Source organism: Chelatococcus sp. HY11 (assembly GCF_018398335.1).
Classification (GTDB): Bacteria; Pseudomonadota; Alphaproteobacteria; order Rhizobiales; family Beijerinckiaceae; genus Chelatococcus.
In genome coordinates this window covers 1,818,624-1,839,034 of record NZ_JAHBRX010000002.1, presented here as the reverse complement: position 1 = coordinate 1,839,034, position 20,411 = coordinate 1,818,624, and the positions used below count along the sequence as shown (strand labels likewise).

The following is a 20,411-nucleotide window of genomic DNA, read 5'->3' as shown; positions in this document are numbered from 1 at the left end:
GGACCGACGCGACTATCGCTGATATGACGCAGGCATCGGGCCTTAATCGCGCAGCGGATGCCGGCTCAACACGTCAAAGCGCGTGTTCGTAGCGGCAGTTGACCAATAACTCGGCGACCGCCGCAGTATTCGGAAGCGTTACGATAGTACCCACTAACCGCGCCAGATCCTCAGCCTGGATCATCTCATCCGGGGCCACGGAGGAAACATCAGACGTCATCTCGGTGCTGACGTAGCCGGGGCAGAGCGCGACGGCACGAATACCGTGCTCCCAGCCAGCGCGGCGAATAGCGTGGTTCAACGCCATCACGGCGTGTTTGGACATCTGGTAGCCGACATTGAGGCCCATCACACGTTTGCCCGACAACGACGCGACCGTGACGACGCGTCCACGACCACTTTGTTTGAGAATCGGAAATGCCGCCCGAGCAAGACGGAAGGGAGCCTTCACATTGATATCAAGGAGGGCGTCGAGCATCGCATTCTCCGCTGCCTCATCCTCAGCCTCGAGGCCCACATGGCCAAGGATACCCGCGTTGAGCACAAGCGCATCCAGACCGCCGAAACGCGCGACGACGGCATCAACAAGGGCTTTTTCCCCGCCCTTCTCGGCATCATAGACGAAGACGGCGGTGTTCTCGCCGACAAGTTCGTCGGGGATACGGGAGGGGTCGCGGACAGCGAGGGCGATGGAGAAGCCGTGCCGGCGCAATTCGAGCGCGATAGCGCGGCCAATCCCACGGGAGGCCCCCGTGATCAAGGCGATGCTCAATTCATCTTTCCTCTCTGGAATTTCCCAAAGGAGACCAGAGAGGGCCGGATGCGTCAAGACGATTTCATATGTCAGAACTTGACAGCAATAAGTATTCCGATTATCGGAAAATATGGCAGACAAGACGATTTCCGAAACAGTCGAAAAAGCGCTCATACTGCTGTCCCATCTCGCCGAGGGTGGCCACGATGGCCTGAGCCTCGGTGACGCGGCGGAGCGCGCGGGCATCAGCAAGCCGACGGCTCACCGCCTGCTCAATACGCTGGTACAGCAGGCCTTCGCCGAGCGCCCACCCTATTCCCGCAACTACCGGCTCGGGCCCGCCATCAGCGCTCTGGCGCGCGTGGACATCGCCGCTGACCTTCATGGGGAGCGCTGGCGCACCTGCCTGTCCGAGATATCGGCGGAAACGGGGGCGGCAGCATTTCTATTCGTGCGGGCGGGCGATGAGGCGCTGTGCGTGGAGGCGAATTTCGGCGCTTTTCTCCTGCCGACGCTTTCGTCTGGCATCGGCGGCCGCGTTCCACTGGGCTTGGGGCCCGGAAGCATAGCCATCCTGGCCGGCCTCGGCGAGAGCGAGGCCGAGGCCATCCTCGCGCGCAACGCGCCGCGGTTGCGCCTCAGTGCAACCCGCACCCTCGAAACCTTATATGCGCAGGTCAAATCCGCCCGTTGCAATGGCTATGCCTTCGACCCCGGAGAAATATTGGCCGAGGTGCGGGGCGTGGCCATCGGGGTTGTCCACCACGGCAACGCGTTGCCGATGGCCGTCACCACGGCCAGCCTCGCCTCACGTCTTCCGGAGGATCGCATTTCCGAGACCTGCGGGCTGATGCGCAAGGCGGTGGCACAGGCATTGGGCGCGCGGTCGTAAGATGAAGATTTACGCCCGTCCGTAGGCACTTTCCGTCAACGATAGCGGTCGCGCGACCTCGCCAGCAACGCAAAAATCCGAAAGGAATGAGCACCTTGGATGTGCTCACAAAAAGCCGGATATCCGCCCTGCCGCGTGAAAGAGCAGGGCGGACGATATTTTAAGCTCAAAAAGAATGAAATTTCATGCATAATCCCGATCGTCGGATTTGCGCCCATAGGCAAGCCGGCGGAAAGAGGCGATGATCGCCCGCCAGAGGGGATAGAAGGGAGCGTGGATCGATATGACCAGGTTTCGGCAGAAACAGCGCCGGTCGGCGCTTGAGCGTAGCTTTAAGCTTGAGCATGGCCTGGTGTTGGCTTGCGCCATCGCGGCGTCGGCGGCGGGGCTCGCGACGGCCAGCGCACAAACCATTCCGACGATTCGCGTGGGCTGGACCGTTCCGGCGGAGGACGCGAAATACTGGATGATGAAGCGCCCCCAGGAATTTCCCAATCTCGGCAAGAAGTATAACGTCGAATGGGTGCAGTTTCAGGGCACCGCGCAGATGGTGCAGGCGATGGCGGCCGGCGCGCTCGACTGCTCGACCCAGGGCGTCCTGTCGCTCGCGCAGGGAGCCGCTTCCGCTGGCCTGCAAACCTACATCGTCGCCCAGCATGTCGGCGAGAAGGCTCCGGAGAGCTTTTCCGTGTATTGGGCCGTGAAGGACGACAGCCCGATCAAATCCGTGAAGGACTTCAAGGGTAAGACCATCGGCCTCAATGTGCTCGGCACCGGCATCTGGGGGCCGCTTGCCATCGCCCTGAAGAAGAACGGCATCGATCCGGACAAGGATGTCAAGCTCGTGGAAGCGGCCTTCCCCACCCAGGAAGACGCCATCAGGACCGGCCGTCTTGATATCGGCGTGCTTAACCAGCCGTTCGCCGCGCGTGCGGAGGCGAAGGGCGGGCTGCGCAAGGTCTTCTCGATTTCCGAGGAAATTCCGGACATTGTCCATATCCTCGAGGCCTGCAGTAAGACCTTCGTGGACAAGAACCCCGAGCTCGCCGCGCTCTATGTCGAGGATCTCACCGCGGGCATGGGCAAGGCCCTCGCCAACCGCGACGAGACCCTGAAAATCGTCACGGAGATCTTCAAGGCGCCGGTCCAGGTCTTCGATCCATTCTACTTCAAGACCCGCGCATCCAATGATGCGCCCCTGGGCTCGGCGGATTTTGCGCGTGATCCGGGCGCGGCCGCCAACTACGATGGCATTCAGGCCATGTTCAAGCTTTACTACGATGTCGGCATGCTGCCGAAGCAGCTCGACGTGAAGGACTTCAAGCACGCAAAAATCTTCGCCCCCCTCAAACCATGAGCCAAGCAGAACTGATGCAACAACGGATCGCGGCCGGGGGGCGGAACGCGTTGCCTCAACGCTCGATGATCTCCATCGAGAGCGTGTCGAAATTCTTCGACACGCGGCGTGACAAGCGTCATCTTGCTCTCAGCGAGATAACCCTCCCTGTCGCGCGTGGCGAATTCGTTTCGATCCTCGGGCCTTCCGGCTGTGGGAAGTCGACGTTGTTGTACATCGTTGGCGGCTTCGTGCAGCCGTCTGCGGGGCAGGTACTGGTCAACGACCGGCCTGTCGAGGGGCCGGGGCCGGATCGCGGCCCCGTCTTCCAGGAATTCGCGCTCTTCCCCTGGAAGACTGTGCTCGGCAATGTGACCTACGGGCTTGACCAGCGTGGCGTGCCGAAAGCAGAGGCCGTGGCGCGCGCGCGGGAATTGCTCGCCATGGTCAGCCTCTCCGGCTATGAGAATTTTTACCCGAAGGAGTTGTCCGGCGGCATGAAGCAGCGCGTGGCGATTGCCCGCACGCTCGCCTATAAGCCCAATATTCTCCTCATGGATGAGCCTTTCGGCGCGCTCGATGCACAGACACGCACACGGTTGCAGAACGATCTCCTGAAGATCTGGGACGAGGATCGCAAGACGGTGCTGTTCGTCACCCATAGTGTCGAGGAGGCCGTGTTCCTGTCCGACCGTGTGGTAATGATGTCGCGCTCGCCAGGCCGCATCCAGGAGATCATCGACATCGACCTGCCGCGCCCGCGCGATCGGGCCTCGCTCCTTCTTGACCGACGGTATCAGGACTACGTCGTCAGTATCGAGCGCATGATGGACGCCCAGACCGGGGACCATTCGTGATAGCGCGGGTCGCGTCGATCCCCGCCCTGGCGACCGCGCTGGCCTGCGCGGGCATCCTTGTCGTCTGGGAACTCCTGTCGCTCTACTTCGGCCTCGACGGCCTGCCGCCACCGTCGGTTGCGCTGTGGCAAGTGCCGGTCATCCTCACCGATCCGCAGTCGCTCTACGATATCGCCGATTCCCTGCGGCGCATGGCCATCGGCATTGCGCTGGCGCTCGTCTTCGCCATCCCCGTCGGTCTGTGGATGGGCCGCAGCCGGCTCGCGGCGGCCTTCTTCAATCCGCTCCTGTCCGTCATCTATCCCGTGCCGAAGGCAGCCCTGATGCCCATCATCATGCTGTGGCTCGGCGTCGGCGATGCCTCGAAGATCCTCGTCATCTTCCTCGGTGTCACCCTGCCGCTGATCTACCACAGCTATCAGGGCAGCCGCGCGGTGGAGGAGAAGCTCCTCTGGTCGGCGGCAGCCATGGGCATGCAACCGGCCGCGCGGCTCGCCCGCATCGTGCTGCCCGCCGCCTTGCCGGAGATCCTCGTCGGCTGCCGCACGGCCCTCGTGCTGGGGCTGATCACCATGGTGACGAGCGAGATGATCGCCCGGCAGACCGGCATCGGCAATCTCGTCTTCCAGTCGCTGGAGATGGGCATCTATGACACCGTCTACGCGATGATCGTCATCATCGGCGCCCTCGGGTTCATCCTCGATGCCCTGTTCGAGCGGCTGCGCGGCTGGCTTGTCGGCTGGGCGGAGCCTGCGCAGTCCATCGTCGTGGGTTCCACATGAACGCGCGTTATTCGCCCGTCGTCATCGGCATGCTCGGCGCGCTTCCCATCGTCGGGCTACTCGTCCTCTGGCAGGCTATATACGTCTCCGGAATCGCGCCGCCGGCGCTGCTGCCCTCGCCGGTGGCGGTCTTCACGCGCTTCTTCCAACAGCTGGGCGATGCGAATTTTCTGCAGAATGTCGGCGTGACGCTCTACCGGCTTTTCGTCGGTTTCGCCGTGGCGGCGATACTCGGCATCGCGGCCGGGGTCCTGGCGACCGGCAGCAAGCTGTTCGCAAGCTTCCTGCTGCCGCTCGTGCGAGTGCTCGCGCCCGTGCCGAAAATCGCGCTGTACCCGGCCTTCACGCTGACGCTCGGTTATGACGATGCCTCGAAGATCGCACTCGTCATCGCCGACGCGCTCTTTCCCATCCTGCTTGCCACCTACCAGGGAACATCAGCCGTCGAGCCCAAGCTCGCTTGGTCGGCGCGCGCGGCCGGGGTATCGCCGCTGCGCACATTGTTCACCGTGGTCTTGCCCGCAGCCCTTCCCTCGGTGCTGACAGGCTGCCGCATCGGCCTCGTCATCTCCTGCATCGTGGTTTTTCTCGCGGAGATGATCACCTCGACGGATGGCCTCGGCCATCTCCTGATGCGCGCGGCGCGCAATTTCCAGACGGTCGATATGTTCGTGCCGCTGATCGCCATCTCGATCCTCGGCCTCCTCCTCAATGCGGCCTTCAACGCCCTGAGGCGTCATCTCCTGCGTGGATTTCCCGAGGAGAAATAGCCGCCTATCGCCGCGTGCGCTCGGCGCGCTCGCGGATCAGCAGATCGAGAGCCTTCAGGATCATGGCGCGCTCCTCCAGGGTCAGAGGCGCCAGCATGGCGGTCTCATGCTCCTTCGCCGCCTTCAGCATGGGGACCGCCCGCGCCCGTCCGTCCGCGGTGAGGTGGATGAGGACCCGGCGTCTGTCGCGCGTGTCGGCACGCCGCTCGACAAGTCCCTGACGCTCCATGCGATCGAGAATCTTGGTCATGCGCGACTGGCCCATGATGGCCATGGCCGCGAGATCGCTGACACCGAGACCCTCGGCGCCCGTGAGGCAAGCCAGCACCCGATATTCGGGCACCGACAGCTTCCAGGTCTTGAGCTTCTGGTGAAAGCCGCTCGCAACGATATGGCTCGCGCGGGCAAGGAGATAGGACAGATAGGTCGCGGCGAAGCTGTCGGACGGCTTCTCCGCCGAAGGCGATGCGATCGTGATCTCGTGCGGTGCGTCCTGCATGCGTCCTATCCGACCGCCCTTCTGTACGGCCTATTCCTTTTCATATAGTCTTCATCCAAGCATGGCCTGTGCATCGGGGCTTGTCCATCTTCTCTCGCTGCTCGTCTTGGCCGGACGATCGCCGCTGACTGATCAAGGCTGAGGTGAGATGGCATTTGGACCATGATCCAAAGCAACACGCTTCGCCATGTCGATATTTTTTTGGCCATGTCGGTAGTTTTGCGGCGGAATTGACGGATCAATCAAATAGAATGATCGATGCGTTCGCCGAAATAAAGTGCATACTGCGCCAGGGGGTTGACGATGCTTGCGGATCGTATCGAGGGAAAGTGGATCGACGCCTTCACGGAAGTGATCGGGCGCTGCGGAATCAAGCCGGGCGAGACTGCCGCCATCCTGTCCGAGACCCAGTCGCGCCCGTTGAACGTGCACCTCGCCGAACTCGCGCTTCTGCGCCTCGGCGCCCGGCCCTTCCACATCGTGCTGCCGACGCCGCGCAATCCCCATCCCGTGCCAGTGCGGTCCACCGGTGCCAGCACGGCGATCGGGGGGCTTGAACCTGTCATCACGGCGCTGTCGCAGGCAGGCTTCATCGTGGACTGCACGATCGAGGGGCCGATGCATGCGCCGGAAACGCCGGCAATCCTGAAATCAGGCGCGCGCATCCTGTCCATCTCCAACGAACATCCGGAAGCCCTCGAGCGCATGCGCCCGGATCCCGTCCTGGAGCAGCAGGTTCGCAACGCCGCGCGCATGGCGCGCGCCAGCCGTCGCATGGCGGTGACGTCGGCCGCGGGCACCGATCTTACTATCGACATGACGGGCGCGTCGACCGTCGGCATCTGGGGCTGGACGGAGAAGCCCGGCACGCTCGCCCATTGGCCCGGCGGCATCGTCGTCAGCTTTCCGGCCAAGGGCACGGTCAATGGAACCCTGGTGCTCGATCGCGGCGACATCAACCTGACCTTCAAGCGCTATCTGGAATCGCCGATCCGGCTGACGCTCGCGGATGACTACATCACGGACATTGCCGGCGATGGCACCGACGCCGCCCTCATGCGCCGCTATCTCGAAGCCTGGGGAGATCGAGAGGCCTATGCGGTCTCGCATGTAGGCTGGGGCATGAACCCCGGCGCCCGCTATGAGGCCCTGACGATGTATGACCAACGGGATACCAATGGCACCGAGCTGCGCGCCGTGCCCGGAAATTTCCTGTTCTCAACCGGCGCCAACGAGTTCGCCGGGCGCTTCACGGCCGGACATTTCGACATTCCTGTCATGAACACCACCATCAAGCTCGATGAAACCGTCGTCGTGAAGGACGGGATCTTGCAGGATGTGTTCGGCTGAGGCCACGTAGGCAGCAGTGGTCGGCCGCAGTGGTGGGCATGGCTGTCGCGACATCTGTTCAGACCTGGCCGGCAAGCCTGAACGTCGGATCCTGATCAGCCCCCGCCGCTTTTCCCCTGCGCCATCCGAGCGCCCGCGCATAGCTGCCGAGCAAGCCACTGGCGGCAAGATCCGCCTCCTCGGGGATAGCGCTCGGCTCGGCGATCGGGCTGACATAGAGTGCATCGACGGGGCAATAGATCTCGCAGAGAAAACAGGTCTGGCAATCCTGCTGCCGCGCGATGACGGGCACGCCATCTTGCGTGGCCTCAAAGACATTGGCCGGGCAGGCCTTCACGCAGATATCGCAGGCGACGCAGCGGTCGGTGGACAGGATCTCGATCATGAGGCGGCTCGCATGGGGTAAGCAGGCGCGAGGAGCGACGCCGCGCGAGACGTATCGAGCATGGCTTTCCCACCCAGGGTGATCCTGCGCGTGTCGCTGTCAGGGCCGGCCGGCCGATCAACGCGGCGATGCATGCCTCTGTATTCGTCACGCAGCAGCGCCGCCGTATAGGCGAGCCGCCCTGTGAAGGTCATAGCCGCCGCCTCGCGCTCTCGCAGAGGGCCGGCTGGCGATACCGAGGCCACGACGCCGAGACCGGTGGCGGCATCGTTCCAGGCACGGTCCAGCCTGTCGAGGGAATGCTGCAAGACCGGTTCCGAGCGGAAGAAATTGCGATCGAGCGGCAGCATCTCCCCCTGGACCAGACGGGTAAGTTCGCCGGCGTCCACGCCGCCCGCCCTGTGCGATGGCCGCAAGCCCACCCCGCCAAGTGGCCGGACAGGCCTGTCGCGATGGCTCCCCACGATGCGGCCGAAGACGGCGGCCGCCTCCCCCGCCGCGACGCCGGTCGCGATCGCCCAGCCGGCGTTCGGGCCACCTCCGCCCGTGGTCGCGCCGGCGAGATCCTGCCGATCCAGGGTATCGCCGGCGGCAAAGAGACCGGGCACATCCGTGGCGCCGCGCCCGTCGGCCCGAATCCCGCCGGTCCCCCGAACCGTCCCCTCGCAGCGAAGGTCGACGCGGAAGCGTTGCGTGAAGGGATCGATCCCGAGACGGTCGAACGGCAGGAAGCAGTTCGGCTGCCGCGCCGCAAGGCGTCCTGGATGGCCGGCGTCGCGAGGTCAAAGGTCGCGAAGACCGGACCATCGGCCATGGCCCGCGCGAGCGGCGGATAGCGATCCACCACCGTTGCGTGGATCGGCGTTCCGTCCTCACGGAAGAAGCTCGCGAAGGTGAAGGATATACCCTTGTTCACCGCGCTGCCGAGCGGCGCGATGCCATATTGCGCGGAGAACTCCATGCCGGAGAAGCGCACGCCCGCCTCAGCGCCCATGAGATAGGCATCCCCCGTCAGGCCGGTCGCGCCGAGGATGCGGTCTCCGAAGGCGCAACCGCCGGTCGCCAGCACCACCGCGCCGGCACGCGCCGTCCAGGGTGTCCCGTTCTGGCGGGCGACGCCGCTCGCGCCGCCGATGCCGTCGCCCGCCGCCAGCAGCTCCAGGGCCGGATGATGGTCGAGGATCCTGACCCTTGCCAACAGAAGCTGCCGCCTCATGAAGCGCAGATAGTCCGGCCCGCGCAGATTGGCGAGATAGGGGTTGCCCTCGTCGTCGCGGGGAAAGGGATAGCCCCATTCCGCCAGTCGCTTGATATGCTCGGTGGCGACTTCGACGATGCGTGCCATGCGGACGCCATCGCCGAGCCCACAGGCGCGCCCTAGCCGTCGCTCGACCAGGGCATCCCGGCGCCTCTCGTCCGCCGCGAACCAGACGCCTGTCGTCGAGGGCGCGGTCGCGCCGCTCGTGCCGACATAGCCCTTGTCGACGAGGATGACGCTGGCACCGGCGAGAGCCGCAGTCAGCGCCGCCCAGCAGGCGGCGGGGCCGCCACCGACGACGAGCACGTCAGCCGCATGGTCGGATGCCGGAGCTTTGTCGTGCTTGGCCATGGCTCAGTTGACCAGAGCCTTGCCGTCATCCGCATAGCGCGTCCAATAGTTGGTCAGGCCAAGCTCCTTCAGCGCCGCATCAAGATATTTCGGCTCAAACCACGCGTCGACGCTGACATCCCGGCGGACCAACCCAAATTCCTTGGATTGGGCGGCGCGCGTGCGATACTGCCCGATGATGAAGGGATCAATCAGCGGCGAGTGACGAAATGCAAGCGGATCAGGCGCGAGGTCGGCGCGCAGGATCGATTCCGGCGTGCCGGATTTAGCCCATAGCGCAATCAGCGCTTCGCGGTTCTGTTCCTCGGACGACCACTGGGCGGCCTTGACGAAAGCCTTCACCACCCGCGCCGTGATGTCCGGATGGGCTTTCTCGAAGTCCTCGGTCACGAAGGTCGAGCCCGTCCGGCTGAAGATCGGATTGTCATCGTTGCTGTTGTAGGCGATCTCGACGAGCCCCTGCTCCTTCAGGCGCAGGAAGCTGGTGTCGCCGAAGGCGGCATCGACGTCCTTGCTGGCGAGTGCGGCATTAGCGGAGCTGGCATCAAGGTTGATGATCGAAACCGTCTTGTCGGAAAGCCCGTGCGCGGCCAGCACCTTGGCGGCCGACAGATGATTGTTGGTGCCGAGCTGGAGGGCGACCTTGCGGCCCTTGAGATCCTCGATCGTCTTGATTGGGGACCCCTTCGGCACGGCGAGATAGACGGGACGACGCGTCCCGCCGACAAGAAGGAGTTTGGTCTTCAGGCCGTTGGAACGGCCGATGATGGACGGAAGATCGCCCTGCGACGCGAAATCGAGCTGCTTGTTGGCGAGGGCCTCGTTCACCGCCGGGCCCGCGCCGCGGAAGAAGTACCACTCGAGCTTGATATTAGGATCGTTCTTGAACTCCTCTTCGAGAAAGCCGCCAGCATGGGCGGTGGCCCAGGTATTGCCGCTGGCAAACTGGCGGTTGTCGGCGCCGACGCCGGCGTAGCCGAGCCGTATCACCAGCGGCTCGGCCGCCTTGGCCGGCTGCGCGGCCCAGACGCCGAGCGCGGCCAGCGCGACCAGAAAGGGTTTAAAAGAGATGCGTGCCATGGGATCGATTCCATCGCTGGAGGATTGGTAGGTCAGCGGGTCGCCGCGGTCGCAGCTGCCACGGGCTTTCCGTCCGGCGCGTAGACCGTCCAGTAATCTTGCAGGCCCTGCGCCTTCAGCGCCGCTTCGAGATATTTCGGCTCGAACCAGTCGTCGACGGTGATATCCCGGCGGATCAATCCGAATTCTTTTGCAAGCTTGGCCTGCACTTCGAAATGCGCGCGGATATAGGGGTCGATCAGCGGGCTGTTGCGATACTTCAGGGGATCCCCCTCGAAATCGGCCTCATAGACGGAGATGGGCGTGCCAGATCTCGCCCAGGCCTCGAAAAGTGCCCTGCGATTGGCTTCGTCGGATGACCAGCGCGCCGACTTGACCAAGGCATTCACAACCCGCTGCACGACTTCCGGGTGGGCCTGCTCGAAGTCTTCGCGCACGACGAGCGAATTGTTGCGCTGGAACGGCTTGTCCTGACCACGGGTCGTATAGACGAACTTGCCGGTTCCATTCTGGATATTGCGCAGCAACGCTGTGCTGCCGAAAATTCCATCGATATCTTTACTGGCGAGCGCCGCCACCTGGTCGGATGGATTGAGGCTGACGAGCTTGAAATCCTTCTCTGTCAGGCCCTGGTTCGCGAGAACACGGCTGATCGTCAGATGGCTCGAAACACCCCGGTGAAAGCCGACCTTGCGGCCCTTGAGGTCCGCGATTGTCTTGATGTCGAGATCGGACCTCGCGACGATATAGACGGGCGCGTGAACACCATCGGCGGCGATGATCTTGGTCTTGACGCCCCCGGCGCGATGGACGATCGACGGCAAGTCGCCAATCGTCACGATATCGATCTGGTTGGTCGCGAGGGCCTCGTTGGCGGCCGGCCCCTCACCACGAAAGAACACCCATTCCACTTTGACGTTGGGATCGTCGGCGAATTCCTTCTCGTAGAACTCAAGAGCCCGCGCCGTCGCCTGCGGTGATCCGCCGACATAGGGCCGGTTATCGGCGCCAATGCCGGCAAAGCCGACCCGGACCGTCAGCGGTTCGGCGAGGGCTGGCGAAGCCGCAGCGAGGGCCAGCGCCGCCACAAGGAGGCGCGACAGGGTTCTTTTCATGATCAGATGTCCTTGATGGAAAATTACTCGGCAGCTTGGACGACCGGCGTCGCATAGCGACTGGCGGGCCGGCGCAGGCCGAGATGGTCGCGGAGCGTGCGACCGGCATATTCATGACGAAACAGGCCCCGGCGCCTGAGTTCGGGAAGGACGAGTTCGACGAAATCGTCGAGGCCCGTCGGAGACGGTGGCATCACATTGAAGCCGTCCGCGCCGAACGACACGAAGCGCTCTTCCAGTTCGTCGGCGATCTGCTTGGGCGTGCCGACGAGCTGCCAATGCCCCCGCGCGCCGGCAATCCGCAGATAGAGCTGGCGGATGGTGAGGTTCTCGCGTCGGGCGAGGTCGAGCAGCAATTGCTGGCGGCTCTTGCCGCCGTTCGTCTCGGGCAGAACATCCGGCACCGGGCCATCGAGCGGGTAGCCCGAGAGATCGGCCCCGCCGAGATGCTGCGCGATATAGGCCAGTCCGACCACCGGATGGACGAGCGACTGCAGGAGCTCGAACTTCTCCCGCGCTTCGTCCTCGCTGCGTCCGACCACCGGGAACACCCCCGGCAGGATCTTCAGGTCTTCCGGCGCGCGGCCAAAAGAGCGCAGGCGCTCCTTGACATCGCCATAAAACTCCTGCGCCTCGGCCAGCGTCTGCTGCGCTGTGAAGATGACCTCGGCGGTGCGGGCGGCCAGATCACGACCATCGGCTGACGAGCCTGCCTGCACCAGCACGGGCTGTCCTTGCGGAGAACGCGGGACGCCAAGCGGACCTCTGACGGCAAAATGCTCGCCGCGATGGTTCAGCGCATGGAGCTTGGCGGGATCGGAATAGACGCCGTTCTCCTTGTCGAAGAGAAAGGCATCATCGTCCCAGCTGTCCCAGAGGCCCTTGACCACATCGGCGAATTCGCCGGCGCGGCGGTAGCGCTCGGCATGGCGGTAATGGGCCGGCAGGCTGAAGTTTGCCGCCTCCAGATCCGAGCCTGATGTCACCAGATTCCAGCCCGATCGCCCACCGCTGATCTGGTCGAGCGAGGCGAAATAGCGCGCCATGTTGAAGGGCTCGTTGAAACTGGTCGAGACCGTGGCGATCAGGCCGATCGTCTCGGTGACGGCGGAAAGGGCCGAGAGCAGGGTCAGCGGCTCGAACAGCGAGGCGCGGGTGGTGCGGCTGATATAGGCGAGATTGCGATCGCTGACACCGGCGGTGTCCGCCAGGAACACGAGATCGAATTTGGCGGCCTCCGCCAGACGCGCCAGGCGCGTGTAATTCTCGATATTGACGCCGCCGTCGGGCAAGGCATCCGGATGTCGCCAGGCGGCCACGTGATGCCCCGACGGGTGGAGGAAGGCGCCGAGGCTGAACTGCCCGCGCGCCGAAGCCGGCTTGCTCATCGTTATCTCCTATTCGGCAGCAACCGCGGGCGGGACCACCTGTCGGCGCGGCGGGCGGCGCAGTCCCAGATGGTCGCGCAATGTCTTGCCCTCGTATTCGGTGCGGAACAGGCCGCGCCGTTGCAGCTCGGGCACGACCAGTGCGATGAAGTCATCGAGACCCGCCGGCAGCTGCGGCGGCATCACGTTGAAGCCGTCAGCGGCCCCATTGACGAAATGATATTCAAGCTCGTCGACGATCTGCGCCGCCGTGCCGACGATCTGCCAATGCCCGCGCGCGCCCGCGATGCGCAGATAGAGCTGCCTGATCGTCAGGTTCTCGCGCCGGGCGAGATCGACAAGCAACCGCTGCCGGGATTTGCCGGAGTTGCTTTCCGGAAGATCGGGCAGAGGCCCATCAAGCGGATAGGTGGAAAGATCGACCCCCGCATTGATGGTGTTGAGCATCGACAGCCCGACGACCGGGTCCACCAAGGCCTGCAGCGCGTCGCATTTCTCGCGGGCCTCGGCTTCCGTTCGTCCGACGACCGGCAGGACGCCGGGCAGGATCTTGAGATCATCGGGCTCGCGCCCGTAGAGCGCCAGCCGGCCCTTCACGTCCGCATAGAACTCGCGCGCCTCCGCGAAGGTCTGATGCGCGGAGAAGATGACCTCGGCGCTGCGCGCGGCCAGATCCCGGCCGTCCGGCGAGGCGCCGGCCTGCACCAGCACCGGCCGGCCCTGCGGTGACGGACGGACATTGAGGGGGCCGCGCACCTGGAAATAGGGTCCACGATGGTCGAGCGCATGCAGCTTTGCGGGATCGAAATAAACGCCTTCGGCCTTGTCGAAATGGAAAGCGCCCTCATCCCAGCTGTCCCACAGGCCCTCGACGACAGCCGCGAATTCGGCCGCGCGCCGGTAGCGCTCGTCATGGGCGAGCGGTGCCTCGAGCCCGAAATTGAACGGCTCGGCCTCGTTGACCGACGTGACAAGGTTCCAGCCTGCCCGCCCGCCGCTGAGAAGATCGAGCGAGGCGAAGCGCCGCGCCAGATTGAACGGGTCGTTATAGGTGGTGGAGGCCGTCGCGACGAGCCCCACCCGCCGCGTCAGTGGTGCCAGCGCCGAGAGAAGCGTGAACGGTTCAAGGTGAGCGGCCCGTGATGTGTGATGCAAGGCCGGGCTTTCGGGAAAGCGGATCGAGGAACTGTCAGCGAGGAAGACGAGATCGAACTTGGCGCGCTCGGCCGATTGGGCGAGGCGCACGTAATGGTCGAAATCAAACGCCGCACCCGGCGGCGCATCGGGCGTGCGCCACGCCGCGATATGGTGCCCGTCCGTATGCAGGAAGGCTCCCAATGCAAGCTTTTTCCCGGCTTTGCGATGCTCAGCTTCAGGCATGTCCATTCTCCTTGCCGGTTTAGTATTCTTAGTTTATAGATTTAGTCAATTATTAGTTTGGCGCTTTTCAGAAGAGCGCCAAACCGCCCGGTTGGAGGTGGACCTTGGCTGAAAATCGCCTGGCAATTCGCGCCGTGAACAAAACATTCCATGTGGACGGGTCAGCTCTGACCGCGCTCAGCGACATCGATCTCGACATCGCGCCCGGCTCCTTCGTGACGATCGTCGGCGCAAGCGGATGCGGGAAGTCCACGCTCCTGCGGATCATTGCCGGCCTTGATGCCGGCGAGGGCGAGGTTCTGCACGGCGGCCAGCCCGTCGCGGGGCCAAGCCTCGACCGCGGCCTCGTCTTCCAGGAACCGCGGCTCTTCCCCTGGCTGACGGTCGAGCAGAATGTCGCGCTCGGGCTGGAGAATGCGCCCCTCGATACGGCCGCCAAGCGGCGCACGGTCGCCAGCCATCTCGCCCTCGTCGGGCTGTCGGTCTTCGCCAAGGCGTTGCCGCGACAACTGTCCGGCGGAATGGCGCAGCGTGTCGCGATCGCCCGCGGTCTCGTCAACCGCCCGAGCGTCCTCCTCCTCGATGAGCCCTTCGGCGCGCTTGACGCGCTCACCCGCGCCCATCTGCAGGACGAATTGCAGCGCATCTGGGCCCATGAGCGAATCACGACGGTCCTCGTGACCCATGATGTCGACGAGGCTGTGCTTCTCGGCGACCGGGTCGTCGTGATGGCGCCGCGCCCTGGCCGCATCGCCCATATCTTCGACATCGACCTGCCGCGGCTGCGCGACAGGCGCTCGGAAGAACTCGTGCGCCTGCGGAATGTCGTTCTCGACGCGCTTGAAACGGTCAGCGGCAATTCGCTCGCCCACGAGGCGGCAGAGCCGGCCGACCGCTGGCGCTCCCTCCCAATCGGCGACGCCGCCCTTCCAGCTTGAGGCTTACCGATGAGCGAGCAGGTCATCCCTCTCCGACAAGTCACCGCGCGCCCTGCCATTGCCGCGATCTTCAACCGGGCGAGCACGGTCGCCGTCGCTCTCCTCTTCCCACTCGCAATCCTCTTAATATGGAGCTGGGCCTCGGCGCGCGGCTGGCTGCCCGAACAGATTCTGCCACCGCCGTCCTATGTCTGGCAGGCAGCCGTTGAGACCATCCGGGGCGGGGATCTGCTGCAGCATATCGGCTTCAGCGCGGCGCGTGTCGCGCTGGGCTTTGCGATCGGGGCCGGCGTAGGCCTGGCGCTTGGCCTCGCCATGGGGCTGTTCCCCGTGGTCGACGACTATGTGCGTCCGACCTTCACGGCGATCGCGCAGGTTCCGACCCTCGGCTGGATTCCGCTGCTCATGCTTTTTCTCGGCATCGGCGAGGCACTGAAGATCGTCATCATCGCCAAGGCCGCCTTCGTTCCCGTGGTGTTGAACACCGCGGCCGGCATCCGCTCGATCCCCAAAGGCTATATGGAGGTGGCGGATGCGTTCCAACTCACCCATTGGCAGCGGTTGCGAAGGCTCATCCTTCCCGCCGCCGTGCCGCAGATCTTCACCGGCATCCGCTACAGCCTGACGAAAGCGTGGACGGCCCTGGTCGCGGTAGAGCTCCTCGCCTCATCCGAGGGCCTGGGCTATCTCCTGGTCTGGGGTCGCCAGATGTTCTGGCTCGACATCATGATTTTTGCGATGATCGTCATCGGCGTCGTCGGCTATGCCATGGACGCCATCCTCGCGCGTGTGGAGGCCCATTTTCAATCCTGGCGCGTGGAGACAATCGCATGACCCTCGTGACCGCCATTCACCCACAGTCAAGCCGCCGCTGGCGTGGCCTTGCGCTTCCGGTTGTGATCTTCCTGTTCTGGGAGATCTCCAGCCATATCGGCCTTATCGACCCGCGCTTCCTTCCTCCCTTGGAGAAGATCGCCGCGACCGCCTGGCACGAAACCGTCTCGGGTGATCTCTTCACCCATCTCGCTGCAAGCCTCGCGCGCAATCTCACCGGCTTTGCCATCGGGACGGCGGCCGGCATAAGCTTTGGCATGCTGCTGGGGCTGTCACGGCTCGCCGAACGCCTGATCGGCCCGACATTCCACGCAGCCAAACAGATCGCCGTGCTCGCCTGGATCCCCATCATCTCGATCTGGTGCGGCTTCGCGGAGACCGCCAAAATCGCCTTCATCGCGTTGGCGGCCTTCATTCCCGTGGCGCTCAACACGATCGAGGGCATGCGCGGCGCGCCGGCCCACATCATCGAAGTGGCGAGGGCCCTGCGCTTCAGCCGCCTGCAGCTGATCAGGCGCGTCTATCTGCCGGCCGCCGTTCCCTCCATCCTCACCGGTGTCCACCTGGCACTGATCTATTCCTGGTTGGCGACGGTCGGAGCGGAATATTTCATGGCGGTCGGCCCCGGCGTCGGCGGCCTGATCATCGCCGGCAGGGAACGGTTCGAGATGGATCTGGTGATGCTCGGCGTCGTCATCCTCGGCCTTGTCGGCTTTGCCATGAACGCCACCGCCGAGCGTATCGAGCGGCATGCGCTGTCCTGGCGAGACGGCCGTTGAACAGCATTCCACAACGAGGCCCTGTAGACCGTGAAATTCGAGGAATGGCGCCTATATGATTAAAGTTGTCGATTTAGTATACGAACGAACTTGAAGCATTCGCCGGTGGTCGGACGATACATTCGCCCCACTGTTGGCGGCGCGGTGTGGAGTGGGATAGGAGAAGACATCGAGATGCGTTCCGCTCGTCAGAACATCGCGCTGGCCGATCCGATCTGGCTCACGATCCAGGCCGAAGCACGCGAAGGCGTCGCGCATGAGCCTGAACTGGCGAGCTTGCTCTATGCGGGCATTCTCCATCACAGCAGTCTGGAAGAGGCCGTCGCGGCGCGTGTCGCCAACCGCATAGCCCATGATTTCCTACCGCCCGATCTGATCAACGCCGCCTTCGCGCAGGCCCTTCGCGCCGATCGCACAATAAGGCAGGCCATCAGGGCGGATCTGGCAGCCATTCTCGATCGGGATCCGGCCACGACGCGCTACCTTGAGCCGTTGCTACATTTCAAGGGCTTCCATGCCCTGCAGGCCCATCGCCTCTCCCACTGGCTCTGGCGCGAGGGGCGCAAGGATCTCTCTCTCGCGATCCAGAGCGCCGCCGCCGAGGCGCTGCAGGTCGACATCCATCCGGCGGTGAGGATCGGCCTCGGCATCTTCTTCGATCACGCGACGGGCATCGTCATCGGAGAAACCAGCGAGATCGAGGATGACGTGTCGCTGCTGCAGGGCGTCACCCTGGGCGGCACGGGCAGCCGCAACTGCAAGAGGCATCCAAAGGTGCGCTCGGGCGTCCTGATCGGCGCAGGCGCGATCCTGCTCGGCGACATCGAGATCGGCCATGGCGCGCGGGTGGGCGCGGGATCGGTCGTGCTGCATTCCGTGCCGCCCTACACGACCGTCGCCGGCGTCCCCGCGGTTAAGGTTGGCATGGTCGATCGCACGATCGAACCCGCCAAGAGCATGGATCAGATGTTCTATGACGTCGGGCTGTGACGGCGCCATCGCCGCCATTCCAGAACGCAGCGCCCTCTACGGCACCGTTTTTCTACCGGACCGGGAGCCGGACGGACGCCAACTTGCGCGGGCCTGACAGACAGGAGGCAAGGCAGTGCTGACCAAGAAGGGCAAGTATGGCCTGAAGGCAATCGTATTTCTTGCCAGCCTGAAGCCTGGCGAATCTGTCCAGGTCGCCGAGATCGCCGAAGCCAATAACATTCCGAAGAAGTTCCTGGACGCTATTCTCGGGGAACTCCGTAACGCCCGTTTCCTCAACAGTCGAAAAGGCAAGGGCGGCGGCTATATGCTGGCCCGACCGGCTGAGGAGATCATCATTGGCGACGTCATCCGCGTATTGGACGGTCCGCTCGCGCCGATCCAATGCGCCAGCCGCACCGCCTATCGCCGCTGCGACGACTGCGACGAGGCGCGCTGCGAGATACGCCTGATGATGCTGGAGGTTCGCGAAGCCATCGCGAACGTGCTGGACAACAGGACCCTCGCCGACATGCGCGAACTGACGGATGATGCGATGGCATCCTTCATCTATCACATCTGAGGCGTCCGGCCGGAGCTCCCCGCCGCTCTATTCGTCGAGGACGGGCGGGCGCTTCAGCCCATACTGGTCGAGCATCGCGGCGAAGGCTTTCAGCCTGTCGCGACGATAAGCGTCGAGATCGAGGTTGTCGTAGTCCAGGAAGCCCTTGCCTGTCTTGAGCCCGATGCGCCCCTCCCGCATATTATGCTCGACGATGGCTGGGGGCGCATGGCGCGGATCATCGAGCGCTTTCGCCAGGTAATGGCTGGCATAGTAAAGAATATCGCCGCCGCCCCAGTCGATGAATTCGAGCAACCCGAGCACCGCGAAGCGGAAGCCGAAGCCGTATTTGATCGCCTTGTCGAGTTCCTCCGCCGTGGCGACCCCTTCCTCGACCATGCGCGCGGCCTCGTTCATGGCGAGCGCCTGGATGCGCGGCACGATATAGCCAGGGCTCGGCGCGCAGGTCACGGGCACCTTGCCGACGGCCTCCAGCAAGCCACGCAGTCGCACCGTCACAGCCGGGTCCGTGGTCTTGCCCGGCGACAGTTCGACCAGCGGCACGAGATAAGCGGGGTTGAGCCAATGGGCGTTGAGGAAGCGTTCGGGATGCTCCACCACGTCGGACAGGTCATCAACCAGGATGGTCGATGTAGTCGAGGCGATGATGGGGGCGGGACCTGCCAGCCGCGAGGCCCTGGCAAGTGCCTCGCGCTTGAGATCGAGCACCTCCGGCACGCCCTCGAAGATGACCGTGGCGGAAGACAAGGCCGTTTCCGCCTCAGCATCCGGCACGACGGAAACCCTCGCCGCGATCCGCTCGACAGCGGCACTGTCGAACATACCGAGTTCCGCCAGCATGCCGAGCGTGCCGCGCACCTCGCCCAGCGCCTCGGCGGCCAGGCGCGAGAAATCGTCCGCAGCGCGGGGCTTGAGATCGACGATGACGACGTCATGGCCGGCATAGGCGAAGACCGCGGCTATGCCGCGCCCCATACGGCCCGCGCCGAGACAGGCAATGCGTTCCCGCCCGCTCATTGGAAGCCGTCCCTCAGGAGCGCCTGCAGGGATGCGCGGTCGTAGTCGCCGAAACCGGTGCTGCGCAAGGTGCGGCCCGTCTGCATGAAGTCCTCGCCGCAGACCGCTCCGCCGATTGCCGTGAAGGCGCGCATCAACGGCGTTTCGACGCCGGCGAGCGCGGCGACAGAGCGGAAGAAGGACAGACCGATGCGCGTATCCTCGACCATATAGCGATGTTCCGTGAGGATGATGTTCTCGCGCCAATCGCCGGAATCGGTGAGCCGGTCATGGGAGCCGCGTCCATACATCCATTCCTCGCCGTCGCGCGCATAGTGATGGGCGAGCGGGAAATGCGGCCCGCCATAGCCCACCGCCTCGCGGATGGCGATGCGCTCCGCATCGAGCGCATCGGTGACGCGGCGGATGGCGGGCTGCGTACCTTCCTTGTGAATATCCCAGCGCGGGAAATGCTCCAGCGGCCCCGCGTTCATGGTGATGAGCGGCGGGTGAATGATCGGCCCGGCATTCATCAGCGCGCCGGAGAGGGCGTCGCCGCAATCCTCGATCACGCCCGGGAAAGCCTGCCCGATGACCTCAAGCGCATGGGCCTTCCGCGTAAGCGGGAAGACGCCGGTCGGCAGGCGCTTCGCGCGCACGGTGATCGCCACCTCGAAGGGGCCGTGCTTGCGCGTCAGCCAGGGCAGCGTGCCGGTTTCGGCGAAGGCGACCGCCGCCCTGTTGCCCGCATCATGGGCGGCCTTGGCGAAGATCATCGAGCCGAAGGTGCCCGGCGGCAGATAGACCACCTGGCCATCGGTGAGATGGGGGGCGAGCCAACGCGCGATATCGGGCTGGGCGGTCGCCGGCGCCGGGCAGACGATGAGTTCGGCATCACGCACGGCGGCGGCGATATCGTCGGTGATGAGGCCGATCGTCGCTTGATGCCGGCCTGTGAAATCCTTGATCTCGATGATGCGGCCGGCTGCATTATGCGCCTTCACGGCCTCGCTGTCGCGCCGCCACAGCCGGACATCATGGCCCGCGAGCGCGAAATCCCCGGCCGCCGCGAACGAGCCGTTGCCTCCGCCAAGAACGGCAATCTTCATCACGGC

22 protein-coding genes are annotated in these 20,411 nt (G+C 64.3%); 11 read left to right on the top strand and 11 right to left on the bottom strand.

The genetic code is table 11. The features are described from left to right. Positions 1–73: 73 nt before the first annotated feature. A complete protein-coding gene (locus KIO74_RS29205; protein ID WP_249731518.1) occupies positions 74–772 on the bottom strand; it encodes an SDR family NAD(P)-dependent oxidoreductase in 699 nt (232 codons plus the stop codon). A 112-nt stretch (positions 773–884) separates the two neighbouring features. On the opposite strand from KIO74_RS29205, the gene KIO74_RS29200 reads away from it, so the two are divergent. The 5 genes from KIO74_RS29200 to KIO74_RS29180 all read left to right on the top strand — a co-directional run bounded on the left by KIO74_RS29200 (position 885) and on the right by KIO74_RS29180 (position 5,391). Next, a complete protein-coding gene (locus tag KIO74_RS29200) occupies positions 885–1,646 on the top strand; it encodes an IclR family transcriptional regulator (RefSeq protein ID WP_213338967.1) in 762 nt (253 codons plus the stop codon). A gap of 283 nt (positions 1,647–1,929) precedes the next feature. Further along, positions 1,930–3,003, top strand: coding sequence for an ABC transporter substrate-binding protein (locus tag KIO74_RS29195; RefSeq protein WP_213338964.1), 1,074 nt, complete (start codon positions 1,930–1,932; stop codon positions 3,001–3,003). A gap of 14 nt (positions 3,004–3,017) precedes the next feature. After that, a complete protein-coding gene (locus KIO74_RS29190; RefSeq protein WP_213338962.1) occupies positions 3,018–3,839 on the top strand; it encodes an ABC transporter ATP-binding protein in 822 nt (273 codons plus the stop codon). Next, positions 3,836–4,621 (top strand): ABC transporter permease, encoded by a 786-nt coding sequence (locus KIO74_RS29185; RefSeq protein WP_213338960.1) that lies wholly within the window; start codon positions 3,836–3,838, stop codon positions 4,619–4,621. The genes KIO74_RS29190 and KIO74_RS29185 overlap by 4 nt, the downstream gene beginning before the upstream one ends. Next, positions 4,618–5,391, top strand: coding sequence for an ABC transporter permease (locus tag KIO74_RS29180; RefSeq protein WP_213338959.1), 774 nt, complete (start codon positions 4,618–4,620; stop codon positions 5,389–5,391). The genes KIO74_RS29185 and KIO74_RS29180 overlap by 4 nt, the downstream gene beginning before the upstream one ends. Before the next feature lie 4 nt (positions 5,392–5,395). Here the strand turns inward: KIO74_RS29180 and KIO74_RS29175 are convergent, their stop codons facing one another. Continuing rightward, positions 5,396–5,890 carry a MarR family winged helix-turn-helix transcriptional regulator gene (locus KIO74_RS29175; RefSeq protein ID WP_213338957.1) on the bottom strand — a complete coding sequence of 165 codons (495 nt, stop codon included), beginning with the start codon at positions 5,888–5,890 and terminating at the stop codon, positions 5,396–5,398. Between the two features lie 303 nt (positions 5,891–6,193). Between KIO74_RS29175 and KIO74_RS29170 the strand changes: the two genes are divergently transcribed. Continuing rightward, entirely contained in the window at positions 6,194–7,240 is a 1,047-nt protein-coding gene (locus tag KIO74_RS29170) for a 2,5-dihydroxypyridine 5,6-dioxygenase NicX family protein (RefSeq protein WP_213338955.1), read from the top strand. A gap of 58 nt (positions 7,241–7,298) precedes the next feature. On the opposite strand, the gene KIO74_RS29165 is transcribed toward KIO74_RS29170, so the two are convergent. Genes KIO74_RS29165 through KIO74_RS29135 form a run of 7 tightly spaced genes read right to left on the bottom strand, consistent with a single transcriptional unit; the run spans position 7,299 to position 14,197 of the window. Beyond that, the gene (locus KIO74_RS29165; protein ID WP_213338954.1) at positions 7,299–7,625 is read right to left on the bottom strand and encodes a 4Fe-4S dicluster domain-containing protein; all 327 of its coding nucleotides are present in this window, start codon (positions 7,623–7,625) and stop codon (positions 7,299–7,301) included. Beyond that, on the bottom strand, positions 7,622–7,819 hold the full coding sequence (locus KIO74_RS29160) for a hypothetical protein (protein ID WP_213338953.1): 198 nt from the start codon (positions 7,817–7,819) through the stop codon (positions 7,622–7,624). Before KIO74_RS29160 ends, KIO74_RS29165 begins: the two co-directional genes overlap by 4 nt. Then, the gene (locus tag KIO74_RS29155) at positions 7,816–9,234 is read right to left on the bottom strand and encodes an FAD-dependent oxidoreductase (RefSeq protein ID WP_213338952.1); all 1,419 of its coding nucleotides are present in this window, start codon (positions 9,232–9,234) and stop codon (positions 7,816–7,818) included. The genes KIO74_RS29160 and KIO74_RS29155 overlap by 4 nt, the downstream gene beginning before the upstream one ends. A 3-nt stretch (positions 9,235–9,237) precedes the next feature. After that, positions 9,238–10,314 (bottom strand): ABC transporter substrate-binding protein, encoded by a 1,077-nt coding sequence (locus KIO74_RS29150; RefSeq protein ID WP_213338951.1) that lies wholly within the window; start codon positions 10,312–10,314, stop codon positions 9,238–9,240. Positions 10,315–10,346: 32 nt separating this feature from the next. Next, positions 10,347–11,429, bottom strand: coding sequence for an ABC transporter substrate-binding protein (locus KIO74_RS29145; RefSeq protein WP_213338950.1), 1,083 nt, complete (start codon positions 11,427–11,429; stop codon positions 10,347–10,349). A 23-nt stretch (positions 11,430–11,452) separates the two neighbouring features. Continuing rightward, positions 11,453–12,817, bottom strand: coding sequence for an LLM class flavin-dependent oxidoreductase (locus KIO74_RS29140; protein WP_213338949.1), 1,365 nt, complete (start codon positions 12,815–12,817; stop codon positions 11,453–11,455). 9 nt (positions 12,818–12,826) lie between these two features. After that, a complete protein-coding gene (locus tag KIO74_RS29135) occupies positions 12,827–14,197 on the bottom strand; it encodes an LLM class flavin-dependent oxidoreductase (RefSeq protein ID WP_213338947.1) in 1,371 nt (456 codons plus the stop codon). Positions 14,198–14,301: 104 nt separating this feature from the next. On the opposite strand from KIO74_RS29135, the gene KIO74_RS29130 reads away from it, so the two are divergent. The 5 genes from KIO74_RS29130 (at position 14,302) to KIO74_RS29110 (ending at position 18,300) form a co-directional block, all read left to right on the top strand. Continuing rightward, positions 14,302–15,135 carry an ABC transporter ATP-binding protein gene (locus tag KIO74_RS29130; RefSeq protein WP_213338946.1) on the top strand — a complete coding sequence of 278 codons (834 nt, stop codon included), beginning with the start codon at positions 14,302–14,304 and terminating at the stop codon, positions 15,133–15,135. Between the two features lie 9 nt (positions 15,136–15,144). Further along, positions 15,145–15,969, top strand: a complete 825-nt coding sequence (locus KIO74_RS29125; protein ID WP_213338945.1) for an ABC transporter permease — start codon at positions 15,145–15,147, stop codon at positions 15,967–15,969. Continuing rightward, on the top strand, positions 15,966–16,748 hold the full coding sequence (locus KIO74_RS29120; RefSeq protein ID WP_213338944.1) for an ABC transporter permease: 783 nt from the start codon (positions 15,966–15,968) through the stop codon (positions 16,746–16,748). Before KIO74_RS29125 ends, KIO74_RS29120 begins: the two co-directional genes overlap by 4 nt. Positions 16,749–16,922: 174 nt before the next feature. Beyond that, positions 16,923–17,738 carry a serine O-acetyltransferase gene (gene cysE, locus KIO74_RS29115; protein ID WP_213338943.1) on the top strand — a complete coding sequence of 272 codons (816 nt, stop codon included), beginning with the start codon at positions 16,923–16,925 and terminating at the stop codon, positions 17,736–17,738. A gap of 115 nt (positions 17,739–17,853) precedes the next feature. Then, positions 17,854–18,300 carry an RrF2 family transcriptional regulator gene (locus KIO74_RS29110; RefSeq protein WP_213338941.1) on the top strand — a complete coding sequence of 149 codons (447 nt, stop codon included), beginning with the start codon at positions 17,854–17,856 and terminating at the stop codon, positions 18,298–18,300. Positions 18,301–18,327: 27 nt separating this feature from the next. Here the strand turns inward: KIO74_RS29110 and KIO74_RS29105 are convergent, their stop codons facing one another. Both KIO74_RS29105 and KIO74_RS29100 read right to left on the bottom strand, forming a co-directional pair. Beyond that, positions 18,328–19,317 (bottom strand): 3-hydroxybutyryl-CoA dehydrogenase, encoded by a 990-nt coding sequence (locus tag KIO74_RS29105; protein WP_213338940.1) that lies wholly within the window; start codon positions 19,315–19,317, stop codon positions 18,328–18,330. After that, complete coding sequence (locus KIO74_RS29100) at positions 19,314–20,405, bottom strand: NAD/NADP-dependent octopine/nopaline dehydrogenase family protein (protein WP_213339332.1); 1,092 nt, start codon at positions 20,403–20,405, stop codon at positions 19,314–19,316. Before KIO74_RS29100 ends, KIO74_RS29105 begins: the two co-directional genes overlap by 4 nt. Positions 20,406–20,411: the final 6 nt, after the last annotated feature.